This window comes from Staphylococcus felis (genome assembly GCF_003012915.1).
In the GTDB taxonomy this organism is placed as follows: domain Bacteria; phylum Bacillota; class Bacilli; order Staphylococcales; family Staphylococcaceae; genus Staphylococcus; species Staphylococcus felis.
This window is the reverse complement of sequence record NZ_CP027770.1, coordinates 2,353,913-2,368,195: the sequence shown is the minus strand read 5'-3', so window position 1 is coordinate 2,368,195 and position 14,283 is coordinate 2,353,913. Positions and strand designations below refer to the sequence as shown.

12 protein-coding genes are annotated in these 14,283 nt (G+C 34.1%); 9 read left to right on the top strand and 3 right to left on the bottom strand.

The annotated features are described in order from the left end of the window. Positions 1–12 precede the first annotated feature (12 nt). Positions 13–1,539 carry an ATP-binding cassette domain-containing protein gene (locus C7J90_RS11300; RefSeq protein ID WP_103207633.1) on the top strand — a complete coding sequence of 509 codons (1,527 nt, stop codon included), beginning with the start codon at positions 13–15 and terminating at the stop codon, positions 1,537–1,539. Positions 1,540–1,620: 81 nt separating this feature from the next. Further along, positions 1,621–2,337 (top strand): teichoic acid translocation permease, encoded by a 717-nt coding sequence (locus C7J90_RS11295; protein WP_238615229.1) that lies wholly within the window; start codon positions 1,621–1,623, stop codon positions 2,335–2,337. A gap of 90 nt (positions 2,338–2,427) precedes the next feature. Here C7J90_RS11295 and C7J90_RS11290 read toward each other — a convergent pair whose 3' ends face one another. Continuing rightward, on the bottom strand, positions 2,428–3,405 hold the full coding sequence (locus tag C7J90_RS11290; RefSeq protein ID WP_103207636.1) for a metal-dependent hydrolase: 978 nt from the start codon (positions 3,403–3,405) through the stop codon (positions 2,428–2,430). Between the two features lie 92 nt (positions 3,406–3,497). On the opposite strand from C7J90_RS11290, the gene mutY reads away from it, so the two are divergent. The 4 genes from mutY (at position 3,498) to C7J90_RS11270 (ending at position 8,809) form a co-directional block, all read left to right on the top strand. Beyond that, on the top strand, positions 3,498–4,535 hold the full coding sequence (mutY, locus tag C7J90_RS11285) for an A/G-specific adenine glycosylase (protein ID WP_103207638.1): 1,038 nt from the start codon (positions 3,498–3,500) through the stop codon (positions 4,533–4,535). Between the two features lie 71 nt (positions 4,536–4,606). Further along, positions 4,607–5,149: a nucleoside tri-diphosphate phosphatase gene (ntdP, locus tag C7J90_RS11280; RefSeq protein ID WP_103207640.1), complete on the top strand. Its 543-nt coding sequence runs from the start codon at positions 4,607–4,609 to the stop codon at positions 5,147–5,149. Positions 5,150–5,314: 165 nt separating this feature from the next. After that, positions 5,315–7,054 (top strand): ABC transporter ATP-binding protein, encoded by a 1,740-nt coding sequence (locus C7J90_RS11275; protein WP_103207642.1) that lies wholly within the window; start codon positions 5,315–5,317, stop codon positions 7,052–7,054. 177 nt (positions 7,055–7,231) lie between these two features. Further along, positions 7,232–8,809 carry an FMN-binding glutamate synthase family protein gene (locus tag C7J90_RS11270; RefSeq protein ID WP_103207644.1) on the top strand — a complete coding sequence of 526 codons (1,578 nt, stop codon included), beginning with the start codon at positions 7,232–7,234 and terminating at the stop codon, positions 8,807–8,809. Positions 8,810–9,158: 349 nt separating this feature from the next. Here C7J90_RS11270 and C7J90_RS11265 read toward each other — a convergent pair whose 3' ends face one another. Together C7J90_RS11265 and C7J90_RS11260 are read right to left on the bottom strand one after the other, a co-directional pair. After that, entirely contained in the window at positions 9,159–10,253 is a 1,095-nt protein-coding gene (locus C7J90_RS11265; RefSeq protein ID WP_103207646.1) for an FUSC family protein, read from the bottom strand. Positions 10,254–10,347: 94 nt separating this feature from the next. Then, entirely contained in the window at positions 10,348–11,634 is a 1,287-nt protein-coding gene (locus C7J90_RS11260; RefSeq protein WP_103207648.1) for a glutamate-1-semialdehyde 2,1-aminomutase, read from the bottom strand. A gap of 91 nt (positions 11,635–11,725) precedes the next feature. Between C7J90_RS11260 and bcp the strand changes: the two genes are divergently transcribed. The 3 genes from bcp to perR all read left to right on the top strand — a co-directional run bounded on the left by bcp (position 11,726) and on the right by perR (position 13,680). Beyond that, on the top strand, positions 11,726–12,184 hold the full coding sequence (gene bcp, locus C7J90_RS11255; protein WP_103207650.1) for a thioredoxin-dependent thiol peroxidase: 459 nt from the start codon (positions 11,726–11,728) through the stop codon (positions 12,182–12,184). 5 nt (positions 12,185–12,189) lie between these two features. Further along, entirely contained in the window at positions 12,190–13,140 is a 951-nt protein-coding gene (locus C7J90_RS11250) for a phosphoglycerate dehydrogenase (protein ID WP_103207652.1), read from the top strand. A gap of 84 nt (positions 13,141–13,224) precedes the next feature. Further along, on the top strand, positions 13,225–13,680 hold the full coding sequence (perR, locus tag C7J90_RS11245) for a peroxide-responsive transcriptional repressor PerR (RefSeq protein WP_103207653.1): 456 nt from the start codon (positions 13,225–13,227) through the stop codon (positions 13,678–13,680). Positions 13,681–14,283 lie beyond the last annotated feature (603 nt).

The window sequence follows — 14,283 nt, the reverse complement described above, 5'->3', positions numbered from 1 at the left end:
GGGGATAGTCAAATGGGCAGTGCTATCGTATTAAAGATGATTAATGTTACTCATTATTATCGAAATCAAAAAAAACAAAATGTCCTTAAACCTTTTAGCTATCAACCTGAGGATATCGAATTAAACAATATCACTTTGCATATTTATCAAGGAGAAGCACTTGGTATCATAGGAGAGCCAGAGTCGTCAAAGTCATTAGTCGGTGAGATTTTGGCTGGGACTGTTCAACCTGACAAGGGGCGTGTTGTACGGTTAGGCTCGTTATTTTATGCTAATATGAACCAAAAAACAGTTGAGCACATTAAAGTGATCGACTATATTAATGATGTAATGCAGTTATATACATATGATGTGCCTGAACATAAAGCGATTCAAATTTTAAAGTATGCCCATTTAGATGGATATGAAAAGAGTACGATAAATCAGTTAACCGATACGCAATATGCACATCTTTTATTTAGTCTCGCTCGCTCATCCCAAGCAGATATCGTGATATTAAGTCATATTTTAAGTTATTTGGACGATTCATTTTTTGAAAAAGCTAAGATAATGGCGTCTGAATACGTTAATCAAGCTTTAACATGGATTGCAATTGATAACCATGTTGAACGGATTGAAGCGGTAAGTAATTATGTCGCTTGGATATCGCATGGTCAATTAAGAAAAGAAGGTTATGTCAAACATGTCATACCTGCTTTTACCGTACATGAAAAAGATCGTGCTACACTGAAAACTGAAGAAGAGAAAGCGCAATTTGATGAAGATTGGAAGAGAAATCGTTCAAAAATGCCTGAATTGACGTACAACTTTAAACGGATTGAGCGATATCACCATGCGCAACCTCCTGCATTTTTAACGCGTATTTGGACATTAACGGCAGTATTTATTACAGGTATGTTGATTTTTGGTATATTAATCTTTAATAATATTGGAAAAATTGAACCGAGTCAAAATACAGCGAATACACTTGCTCAACAATCAAAGGATCCGTATATTGATAAGTTAGCATATGGTATTGTAACGAACCACAATGCAAAGGTAAGCGCATCACACGCATCATACAAAGATATCAATGTTCCAAAGTATAGCTTTTTAACAATCACTGGTGAGAATAAGACACGTTACCAAGTAAGTCTAAACGATAAAAGTTACACAGTACGAAAAGAAGACTTAAATTATTTCGATCCAGCTGCATTGTATCAAACAGTTGACCGCAGTGAATTGGAACCTTATTTAAATAATAACTATATGAGCTCTATTGATTACTTTAATGGAGAATTACAGCATAAACATTCTGATGTTAATGAAAAGCTAGTGCCTAAGAAGAAAAATCGATTTGTAGAGACGATTATTGAACAACCCATTGCTATGATTTTTGATGATCAAAATAAGCTTAAAGGCTATACATTTCCAATAAACAATAAAGAAAAATTAAAAGATAAATTTAATATTGAAGAAAATTATTGGATTGTAAAAACAGAGCGTGGATACTTTATTGCGGATATGAAACAATCTCAATGGTTGTACATAGAATTGTAGGTGAGCAAATTGATAGAACGAATGATAAACTTTTTCAAAAGTATACCCGAATTAATTCGACATAGCATCTATCGATTAAGGATGCAAAAAAAATGGATCATTTTGACATTTAGTATTGGTATTGCATTGATTCTATTATGTGTACTGATGTTTAAAATCATGGGAACACTTGATGTAAAACAAGCAGCGATTGAGTACAGACTTGTTGGGCTTTTTACATTTGCAATGATTTGGATTGCGATATATATTAACTATCGCTTTTATCCTAGAGATTTTTATGTGACCCGTCATTATAATGTAAGTCCATTTTTATATCATTTAATATCGAGCGCTGTTTATAGTGTGATTTTACTTTTATTGATGTTTACTTTCTCATTGTTAAAACCTGTCAATACTGATACTTCGATATGGGGCGTGTTGTATTACAGTTTGATGAGTTTTGTTTTTATACTTACATTTTCATTTTTACTCGGAATGGTGTATGTATTGTATTCAAAACTACATCGTTTATATGTGCTCGTAACAATTTTGCTCTTTTTACTCGCGCCAATAGTGTATATTCCAAATGTTTCCAATACAATTCTGACACATATTTTGATGATGAATCCAGTTTATTATTTAGTTAATGGGATGCAACAGTCTGTTATTGTTGGGCATGATGCATTAAATCACATGAGTTATCATTTTTATTTTTATAGTTTTATGGGACTTATGGTGGTGTTTTGTTTTGCATTGAAAGACTATGTATCACAACTTCGTCCGAATGAGCATGGTGTCCACCATAAAGATAATCAATAGGACGTATGATTAACTTATTAAAAAAGCTAGAAGTAAAACAAATAGGTTTATTTGCCTATTGCTCAACTTCTAGCTTTTTGTAATTTCAAATTAATGCGCATACAATTTTTTCATCAGCTTATCTTCGCTAAACACCCATCCTGTATATGAATGTAAGACTTTCATCTCTTCATCAAGATGAACGATCGCAACAAATTGATAATGCCCATTTTTTAAATATCTTAAATCGATAAATCTTAATTCAGTTAACTCATTGCTGTCGTGTCGAATATGCCAACGATAAATGGATGAGAAATTTAAAAATGCACGGACATTCGGGTCATTTTTCGCATATCTCATAATATCTTCATTTGGATAAGGTTGCCGCTTTACTTTATCACTAAAAACAATATTACGACCAAAACTACGTCCAACATAATCATATTCTTCAGTTTGAATAGCGATACGCCACTGCATAAAACGAATAGTGGGGGCTACAAAAACTTTGATAGGTTTCCCAAGATGCTGAACTTGATTTAAAGCTTGTTTTTTCAACCAATTACGCATTTGGAAACGTAGGATGTAATACAAAATAAGTATACATGTTAATGGTAGAAAAACAATATATGGATGAATGCCTAATGACCACACGGCAATGCCGATTAATAAAAGCAAAAAGATAATGGGATCAAATGTGTTAATCACACTCAGTTGAATCCATTTATTAGAGATGGGGCGTAACGCTTGGGTTCCATATGAATTGAATATATCTACAAAAACATGTAAAAAAACAGCCAATTGTGCCCAAATCCATATATGAAAAGGATTGACGGATTGGAAGAAAACATAAGTTAATAATGTAATTAAGAGAGGCCAAAACAAAGTAAAAGGTATTGAATGTGTAATGCCTCGATGATTAGTGATATATGTTGCATTATTTTTTAATTTTAGTACAGTATCAATATCGGGAATCAATGAACCTGCAATTAAAACAGTTGCACTTGCTGTCATGTTTTGTGAGAGCGCTGGGTCAGTCGTAGCTAATGCAGTGAGACCCACGCCTATTGCGATATGTGTAGCTGTGTCCATATTACTCACTCTTTTCAAAAAATACTTAAATTCATTATAAGCTAAAATGGATATGAACAAAATGATTTAGCTATTATGCAAGGAGATTTAGAATGTTTAAACAAGAAGCTTTTAAAGAAAATTTAATTGATTGGTTTGATGAAAATCAACGTCAGATGCCGTGGAGAGAAACATCGGACCCTTATGCGATTTGGGTAAGCGAAGTCATGCTTCAACAAACACAAGTTGATACGGTAAGAGATTATTATAAGCGTTTTATGGATCGATTTCCTCATATTATGTCATTGGCAGAGGCACAAGAAGATGAAGTGCTCAAATATTGGGAAGGCTTAGGCTATTACAGTCGAGCGCGAAATTTTCATATTGCTGCGAAAGAGGTTGTGAATCATTACGGCGGTGTCATTCCAAAAGACCCACAACAATTTAAAGCGCTCAAAGGTGTCGGTCCATATACACAAGCGGCTGTTTTAAGTATTGCATTTGATACACCACTTCCTACTGTTGACGGTAATGTATTTCGGGTATGGTCTAGATTAAATAATGACCGGCTTGATACTGCACTACCACAAACCCGAAAAACTTACGAACTACAACTCAAACCGTATGTCAAGATGCATTCAGGAACGTTTAATCAAGCGATGATGGAATTAGGTGCATTGATTTGTACACCTAAAGCCCCCCTTTGTTTATTCTGTCCAGTACAAGTTCATTGTGAGGCATATCATGAAGGTACGGTTTTAGAGCTACCAGTCAAAACTAAAAAAATGAAAAAAGCATCGTTAGATATGGATGTTTATATTATACAAGGTGATAGTGGAGACTACTTAATTGAAAAACGCCAAGAACGACTATTAAATGGGATGTGGCAGTTTCCATTATTTAATAAGAGTGACGGCATCGATACAGTAAAAAAAAGATTAGGTAATTCCTTTAAAATAGAGCGTGAAAATATATACCGACTTAAGCATCAATTTACACATATGACTTGGAATTTAAAAGTGCATATTGCGACGTTATCCAACGATGATCTAAAGCAGTTGCCAAATCAATATCGTTTGATGTCACTTGATGAAAAACAAGCATTGACGTTTCCGGTGCCTATGACAAAGATATTCAATGCTATTCAATAAGCGTTATAATTAAGTGTTGTAAAGTAGTATGCTATAATAATCAGGTGAAAATATAAAAGGTGGTGTGACAAGTGGTTAAATCGTGCATTCCTAAAGAAGGACAGTCGATTAAAATTCAGTCCTATAAGCATGACGGAAATATTCATCGTGTTTGGTCTGAAACGTTAATATTAAAAGGTACTGAAGACGTGATTATTGGAGGCAATGATCATACACTCGTCACTGAAAGCGATGGACGTACGTGGATAACACGCGAGCCTGCAATTGTGTATTTTCATTCACAATATTGGTTTAATGTCATCTGTATGTTTCGCGAAGATGGTGTTTATTATTATTGTAACTTGTCTTCACCATTTGCTTGTGATGAAGAAGCATTAAAGTATATTGACTATGATTTGGATATCAAAGTATATCCGAACGGGAAGTATCATTTATTAGATGAAGATGAATATGTACAACATATGAATCAAATGAACTATCCTAAAGACATAGATTTAATTTTAAGAAGAAGTGTAGATATCCTTCAACAGTGGATAGAGCAAAAAAAGGGACCATTTGCACCAGATTTCATCAAAGTATGGCGCGATCGCTTCCATAAACTAAGAACTAAATAATTTATTTTGGCATATAAACTGTGCAATGAGATGCCAATATTTCACAACTAGATAGGGCTACTAAGAGCGGAACCATGAATTCAAACAAAAATGTTTTGATTTCAGTTCCGCTCTGTATTTTGGTGTTTAACGATTGTCGATGTATGACTGGGGGATTATAAGAACATGATTAAACGTTACCTAGAATTTGTTAAACCATATAAATGGTTGATTTTTGGAACAATTATTGTAGGTATCCTTAAATTTGGTATACCACTACTCATACCATTATTAATCAAATACGTTATCGATGATGTGATTAATAATGGTGCGATGAGTATTAACGATAAAATGAATCATCTACTGATAGCAATGTTGATTGCTGCATTTATTTTTGTGATTTTGCGTCCACCTATTGAATTCTTACGTCAATACATGGCGCAGTGGACAAGTAATCAAATTTTATATGATATACGAAAAAAGTTATATCACCACCTGCAAGCATTAAGTTCAAGGTTTTATGCAAATAATAAAGCTGGAGAAATTATTTCACGTGTCATCAATGATGTTGAGCAAACGAAGGATTTTATAATGACAGGGCTCATGAATATATGGCTAGACTGTATCACCATTATCATTGCGCTGTCGGTTATGCTTTTTTTAGATGTACAATTAACAGTTGCTGCAATTATAATTTTGCCGTTTTATATTTTGACAGTATATTTCTTTTTTGGAAGATTAAGAGCCATTACACGACAACGTTCACAAAAATTAGCCGAAACACAAGGCTTTTTGCATGAACGGGTCAATGGTATGTTAGTTATTAAAAGTTTTGCGATTGAAGATAATGAAGCCCGAAACTTTGATATCCGTAACAGAAACTTTCTTAATAAGGCGTTTAAACATACGCGTTGGAATGCATATTCATTTTCAGCGATAAACACGGTAACCGACATTGGACCACTCATTGTAATCGGATATGGTGCATCCTTAGCAATTAATGGTTCTATTACAGTTGGGACACTCGCTGCTTTTGTAAGTTACTTAGAGCAGTTGTACGGACCACTAAGACGGTTAGTCTCCTCATTTACAACGTTAACGCAAAGTTTTGCATCTATGGATCGTGTTTTTCAGTTGTTTGATGAGCCATACGATATTAAAAATATCGAAGGTGCTCAACCTATAAATATTAAAAATGGGAATATTCAGTTCCGTGATGTATCATTCCGCTACAATAAGGAAGAAAAAGATGTATTACAACATATTAATCTTAAAGTAAATCATGGTGAAACTGTTGCCTTTGTCGGGATGAGTGGTGGAGGAAAGTCAACTTTAATTAGTCTCATTCCACGTTTTTATGATGTAACTCAAGGCGCTATTACAATCGATGGTCACAACATCAAATCATTTGAAACCTCTAGTTTACGCCGTCAAATTGGTATGGTTCAACAGGACAATATCTTATTTTCAGATACTGTTAAAGAGAATATTTTGCTAGGACGACCTGATGCAACATTTGAAGAAGTAATGGAAGCTGCGAAAATGGCAAACGCACACGATTTTATTATGAATTTACCAAACGGGTATGATACAGAAGTTGGAGAAAGAGGCGTTAAATTATCGGGTGGTCAAAAACAGCGACTGTCAATAGCGCGAATTTTCCTAAATAATCCACCTATACTGATATTAGACGAAGCTACCAGTGCGCTTGATTTAGAAAGTGAGGCAATTATACAAGAAGCATTAGAGACATTAAGTCATGATCGAACAACTTTAATAGTGGCACATCGACTTTCAACTATTACACATGCAGATAAAATTATTGTAGTTGAAAATGGTAATATCGTTGAAGAGGGGAATCACGAATCACTCATGCGTCAAAAGGGTGCATATCATAGACTCTATAATATTCAAAAGTTGAATTAATATCATTGAAGTGAGTTAATGAATGATTGGAAAGTTATAGCAATGTAAGGTGATGTCACCTTAGTTTGAAAGCCGCTTTCACATTCTAGCTCACTTCTATTTTTGTGTATTAAAAGTTTGGCAGAAGCTATTAAGAGATATACTATTAGAGATAAGAAGTCAAAAGGGGGGATAGGGATGCAATTTTTAACAGTATTACAATTGTTTGTGAACATACTCATAGTAAGTGCGATTTTGATACTATTAGTCACAGTGATTACATTTTTAATTTTCGACAAAAGGCAAAAGCAACACAGTGTTTTAAGGAATTATCCAGTTTTAGCGAGAATACGTTATTTTTTAGAGCATATCGGTCCAGAACTGCGTCAATATTTATTTTTAAATGATAATGAAGATAAACCATTTACACGAGATCAGTATCGTCATATTGTCATAGCTGGTAAATATAATAGTCGTTCTGATAGTTTTGGGACTGAGAAAAATTACGAAGAAGGCTTTTTGATTAATAATACAATGTTTCCTGTTCAAAAACGTGATTTACATATAGATAATCAACAATTGATTTCAACGTTTATATACAAAATTAAACAAGAAAGTTTATTCAATAGAAAAGAATCATTAATAAAAAAAGAAATCGAGCCTTTTATGTTAAAAGAAGAGCATTACGTTAAAATTGGAGAAGACATCAGATATCCATACTATGCTAAGCGTCTGGTTGGCCAGTCTGGAATGAGTTATGGTTCATTAGGGCGTAACGCAATTACCGCATTATCTAAAGGACTTGGTAGAGCTGGAACTTGGATGAACACGGGAGAAGGTGGATTATCACCGCATCATCTTGCTGGAGAGGCTGATATTATTTTTCAAATCGGTCCGGGTTTATTTGGTGTTCGTAATCTTGAAGGTCATTTTAGTGAAGCCCTATTTATGGAAAAAGCGCGGAATGAACGCATTAAAGCGTTTGAGATTAAATTAGCGCAAGGTGCCAAGACGAGAGGGGGACATATCGAAGGTCACAAAGTCACAGAAGAAGTCGCTAAAATGCGAAATGTCACACCTTATCAAACAATTGACTCACCGAATCGTTTTGAATTTATTAATAATGCCGAAGATTTATTATTGTGGATTGATTCATTACGTCAATTGAGTCAAAAACCAGTCGGATTTAAAATAGTAGTTGGTCAAAAATCAGATATTCACAAATTAGTTGAAACGATGAAAACATTAAATGTATATCCAGATTTTATTACTGTTGATGGAGGAGAAGGTGGCACCGGAGCTTCATTTCAAGAATTGCAAGATGGTGTAGGTTTGCCATTGTTTACGGCATTACCGATTGTCGACGGTATTTTAAAGCAGCATGGCATTCGCCAACGTATCAAAATTTTTGCATCAGGTAAGTTAGTGACGCCAGATAAAATTGCAATAGCACTTGCATTAGGAGCAGACTTAGTCAATGTTGCACGAGCTATGATGATTAGCGTCGGATGCATAATGAGTCGTCAATGCCATAAAAACACATGTCCAGTAGGCGTAGCGACAACAGATCCTAAAAAAGAAAAAGCATTAGTGATTGAGGAAAAACAATATCGGGTCACAAACTATATCACGAGTCTTCATGAAGGTTTGTTTAATATTGCCAGTGCAGTGGGGGTGAATAGTCCAACTGAAATTGGGCCTGAGCATGTAACGCTAAAACAGAAACATGGGCACATTCAATCTGTACGACAATATCAACTTAATTTGATTGAATAAATATAGAAACAAGATGGGACATAAATATCTCGAAGTTTTCTTATAATGAGATAATTCATTCAATGATACGAAAATGTCTTTTTTAAAGTATTTTGATGTAAAATTACATGTATATCACGTAGTGTTGTTGGCGAGACTCCTGAGGGAATAGGATGAGCGTCGAGACTGCGGCTCGACCCATCCCCCTAGGAAATGCGAGCCAATCAATACGAATGATTGATAAAGAAAAAGCGTAGAGGTGATTCAATCATTGAACCATCTCTACGCTATTATTTTGGGATTGATGACCCATACTCTTAATACTTTAAGTTAACATAAGTCGCAAATTCAGAGTATCAATTTAACTAAATTATAAATCAAAATCTTCTTCAATAATTTCTATGTCTGGATCGGTAGAGTGATATTTGAAGTAACTGAGTCTTAAACGATTAAGATGTTCTAAATTATAACGGTATTCTTCTAATGATGAAATAATATGCATGACATTCGCATAAGATGTTTCATTTTCATCGTGTTGGTGTGCAAGTTCTTCTTTGAAAGCAATAAGAATATCTTTTTTTAAAGGATTAACAATCGTGTGAGTTTCTTCATTATTATAAAACTTTGCTTTTTTAGTAATACTAATTAAAATTTGTTCATGAAATTGCACTAGTTCGTCCACTTCGAGCTTTAATTGTAATATAAATGCATCGCTCATATTAATCATACTGTTATGGTATCGATTCATCCGCCTTAAAACATCATATGCATCTCGTGTTGATAAAACAATCTCTTTAAATAGGATTTTTTTTCGTGTTTGAGCGAAAACTTGTTTTTTTGTTAATGTCCGTTCTTCTTTATAAAATTCAAGCAACTGTTCTAGCTTCACAATACGCTGTCTTAAATTTTCCAAGTCATTTTTGACATAATTAAACTCGGTTGCATCATTTAAAACAAGATTGAACCATTTGAAAATATCAGTTGAGATATTGAGTGAGTTATAATAAATTTTTGTTTCAAATTTGGGTGGCAAGAACGTCAAATTAACGATAAAGGAACTGAGTACACCAATCATCACTAGTGAAAATCGATAAAAAGCTGAAATGTAAAATGAACCGTCATGTTGTCCCATGATGACTAGTGCTGTCACTGTTGCAAGTGTAGCAACATGAGCAATATTCATTTTAAATAATAAGGCAATCAGTAGTATGACAGTTGCCCCCATAATGAGAATATGATTGCCGAATACTGTAACCATGGCAACAGCAAGTAATGCCCCAATTACATTACCTTGAAACTGATCAACAATCGTTTTAAATGTTCTATAAACACTCGGCTGCATGGCAACAACAGCAGCGATTCCGGCGACTGTGACCATACCTGCATCAATAGGTAGCAATGAAGCAATCGAAACAGCGAGAATAATAGCAATCCCTGTTTTTAATATACGTGCACCTAACTTCAAATATTTGCACTCCTTCTTATGTCATCATTTGTATTTATGTGAAAAAATGGTTTAAACAAAGTTATACACCGTTATATCGAAATTTTCAAGTTGATTAAAGTTGGCTAAATGCATAATCTGCTGCTTTAATGGTTTTTTCAATATCTTTTTCAGTATGTTCTGTTGTTAAAAACCAAGCTTCATATTTTGAAGGTGCCAAGTTAATCCCTTGATTGAGCATGAGTTTAAAGAATCGAGCAAACATGTCTCCATCTGATGCATCAGCTTGTTCGTAGTGTGTGACATGAACGTCAGTAAAGTAAACCGTTAATGCACCGTAAACACGATTAATAGTTGCTTTAATGTTATATTTTTCGATAGATTTTAATAAACCTTCTTCTAACATTTGACCTAAGCGGTTTAATTCCTCATATACACCTTCTTGTTCTAAAACTTCTAATAATGCAATTCCTGCTTTCATAGACAAGGGATTTCCAGCCATCGTTCCAGCTTGATAGGCAGGGCCTAATGGAGCCACTTGTTCCATAATATCTTGTCGACCACCGTATCCTCCAATTGGTAAACCACCGCCTACAATTTTACCAAAAGCAGTTAAGTCTGGATAAACACCTAGTAAATCTTGAGCTCCACCGTAATGGAAACGAAATGCTGTAATAACCTCATCATATATGACTAAACCGCCATACTCATGTGTAATTGTGTTAACTGCTTCTAAAAAACCTTCTTTAGGTTCAACCATCCCGAAATTACCGACTATTGGTTCGACTAGAACACCAGCAACGTCATCACCCCAATGTTTCATGGCTTCTTTGAACGAATCAATATCATTAAATGGAACAGTGATGACTTCCTGAGCAACACTTTTAGGAACGCCAGCAGAGTCAGGAGAACCTAATTGTGAAGGGCCACTACCAGCTGCAACTAATACCAAGTCAGAGTGTCCGTGATAACAGCCAGCAAATTTGATGATTTTATTACGTCCTGTATAAGCTCTTGCAACACGAATCGTTGTCATCACAGCTTCTGTTCCTGAATTGACAAAACGCATTTTTTCAAGTGATGGTATAGCAGCTCTTAATTTTTGAGCAAATTGAATTTCTAACTCTGTAGGTGTTCCATAAAGTACACCGAGAGAGGCTTGTGCTTGAATAGCTTTTGTAATATGTGGGTGAGCATGTCCTGTAATGATTGGCCCATAGGCTTGTAAATAATCAATATACTGATTGCCATCGACATCATAAAGGTACGCACCTTGCCCGTATTTCATGACAACTGGAGCACCTCCACCAACTGCTTTATATGAGCGTGAAGGAGAATTGACACCTCCAAGTATATATTCATTTGATAATTGTTGAAGCTTTTCGCTTTCTGAAAAATTCATCGTGTATCAACCTCTTTTAATTTTATATTGTCATTATATATCGTATCATAAAATAAAAAGTTATTAGCGAATGAAGAAAGGAAGAGATATGATGTTAAAAAAAGGAGATCAATTTCCAGAATTTGAATTAGAAAACCAAAATGGTGAAAAAATAACGAAAGCATCATTAAAAGGACGAAAAGCTGTGATTTATTTTTATCCGAGAGACAATACACCCACTTGTACGACAGAAGCATGTGATTTTAGAGATAACATATCCTATTTTAATCAGCTCAATACAACTGTCCTCGGGGTGAGTGGCGATACTAAACGAAAGCATCAAAATTTTACTCAAAAGCATAATTTAAACTTTGATTTATTAGTAGATGAAGATTACCAATTATCAGATACTGTAGGAGTTTATCAAGAAAAGAAAACATTTGGCAAAACGTCAATGGGGATTGTCCGTACGACATTTGTTATTGATGAAGAGGGTTATGTTATTGATGTTATTGAAAAAGTAAAGGTTAAAGAGCAAATGTCTCAATTAAAAGAAATACTAGAGGGGTGACTTAATTGTTAGTGGTAAGTTTAATGCGTTTAGGTGATCAAGAAGAACGGTTAAGAAAACAATTTCCAGATGTAGCATTTGAATTTTATAAACACCCGTCAGTCCTATCGAGAGAAGTACAAGAAAAAATGGATGTTTTGATATCATATCATGCAGAAGTAGATGAAGAATTTATTGAATCTTCTCCAAATCTCAAATGGATTGCATGGTATGCTACAGGTGTTAACACACTACCATTTAAGTTGATTAATCAAAAAGGGATTCAAGTAACAAATGCTAAAGGGGTTCATGCCCAACAACTGAGTGAGTTTTTATTTGCATTCATATTGGATGATTATAAACAACTCAAAGAAGTGTATAAAGAACAAGAACAACAGGTTTACAATTCGAAGCGCACTACACAATCTATTGAAAATCAGGTTATCTTATTTTTAGGAACAGGTGTGATAGCGAAAAGAGCTGCTCAAGTAGCCAAGGTGTTTGGTATGAAAACAATTGGAATTAATACGTCTGGCCGAAAAGTCGAACAATTTGATCAAACCTTTTTGTTGCGTGAGCGTGCAACGATATATCAAGAAGCGGATATCATCGTAAACCTTTTGCCAGAAACGAAGGAAACATATCACTTATTAACAAGTGAAGATTTTAAAGCGATGAATGCTCATACATTATTTATTAATATAGGTAGAGGAACGATTACACAAGAAGATACTATTGTAAGTGCGTTAAAAAATAAATGGATTAGAAAAGCATACTTAGATGTATTTGAAAAAGAACCATTGAATGATAACTCAGAACTTTACGATATAGATAATGTATATTTAACGAGTCACATCACTGGTAATGGAGAAAATAATAAAAGTAAAGCAACAGATATTTTTATTAATAATCTCAAAAGTTTTCTCAATAAAAAGCCTTTAATTGAGAATTTGGTTGATATCAATAAAGGATACTAAGTTAAACATTGACATTTTGAGAACTTAAGCATTATATTATTATTAAGTAAGAATTATTATTAATTAGAAAGACGGGTGAAATATATGGCTGCAGAAATAGAATCGCATGAACATATGCTGAGTGATTCCATCAATACTTTGCGCCAAGCAGGTGTGCGTATTACGCCTCAAAGGCAAGCGATTTTAAGTTTCTTAATCAAATCGGACACACATCCAACTGCTGATGAAATATACCAATCATTATCACCTGATTTCCCTAATATAAGTGTGGCAACGATATACAATAATCTTAAGGTTTTCAAAAATACAGGTATTGTTAAAGAACTTAGTTATGGAGATGCATCTAGCCGATTTGATTTTGATACACAAAATCACTATCACGTCATTTGTGAAAGTTGCGGTAAAATAGTGGATTTTCATTATCCTTTACTACATGAAGTGGAAAAATTAGCACAGCACGTTACAGATTTTGAAGTATCACACCACCGCATGGAAATATACGGCATCTGTCAAGAATGTAAAGAAACTCATGATAAATAATCAATAAGATTAGAGTCTGGGACATCAATCCCAAAATAATAGCGTAGAGATGGTTCATGATTGAATCACCTCTATGCTTTTCTTTTATCAATCATTCGCATTGTTTGGCTCGCATTTCCTAGGGGATGGGTCGAGCCAACAATACTATGTGATATACATGTAATTTTACATTAAAATCCTTTAAAAAAGTCACTTTCGTATCATTGAATGAATTATCTCATTATAAGAAAACTTCGGGATATTTATGTCCTAGCCTTTTTTTAATGAGAAAAGTAGCTATTAAAAAATGTGTATCTTGAGTTATAAACGATGGAACTATTCAGGTTCTATATAATATAGGGGGGAGTTTGTTTAATCAGTTAAGCTTTAAAAACGAGTATTAAGAGAGTTAAGAACAAGTAAAGAGATTCATTGACATACTTTTTAACTATAAATGTGTTTCTTTTCTTTAATGAAGTAATTTTTATACAAAAAAACGATTGATTATATATTGACGATAGTAAAATGAGTTGATAAGATATAAAAGTCGCTGAGACAAGAAGTGATGAATGTTAATCGCAAATGATTATTTTTAAATTAGTTTTAAAAGTGTAAAATTAACTC

Excerpts from the sequence above, each read along its gene's own strand:
- C7J90_RS11300 (WP_103207633.1), top strand. The coding sequence starts at position 13 with ATGGGCAGTGCTATCGTATTAAAGATGATTAATGTTACTCATTATTAT.
- C7J90_RS11295 (WP_238615229.1), top strand. The coding sequence starts at position 1,621 with ATGCAAAAAAAATGGATCATTTTGACATTTAGTATTGGTATTGCATTG.
- C7J90_RS11290 (WP_103207636.1), bottom strand. The coding sequence starts at position 3,405 with ATGGACACAGCTACACATATCGCAATAGGCGTGGGTCTCACTGCATTA.
- mutY (WP_103207638.1), top strand. The coding sequence starts at position 3,498 with ATGTTTAAACAAGAAGCTTTTAAAGAAAATTTAATTGATTGGTTTGAT.
- C7J90_RS11275 (WP_103207642.1), top strand. The coding sequence starts at position 5,315 with ATGATTAAACGTTACCTAGAATTTGTTAAACCATATAAATGGTTGATT.
- C7J90_RS11270 (WP_103207644.1), top strand. The coding sequence starts at position 7,232 with ATGCAATTTTTAACAGTATTACAATTGTTTGTGAACATACTCATAGTA.
- C7J90_RS11260 (WP_103207648.1), bottom strand. The coding sequence starts at position 11,634 with ATGAATTTTTCAGAAAGCGAAAAGCTTCAACAATTATCAAATGAATAT.
- bcp (WP_103207650.1), top strand. The coding sequence starts at position 11,726 with ATGTTAAAAAAAGGAGATCAATTTCCAGAATTTGAATTAGAAAACCAA.
- perR (WP_103207653.1), top strand. The coding sequence starts at position 13,225 with ATGGCTGCAGAAATAGAATCGCATGAACATATGCTGAGTGATTCCATC.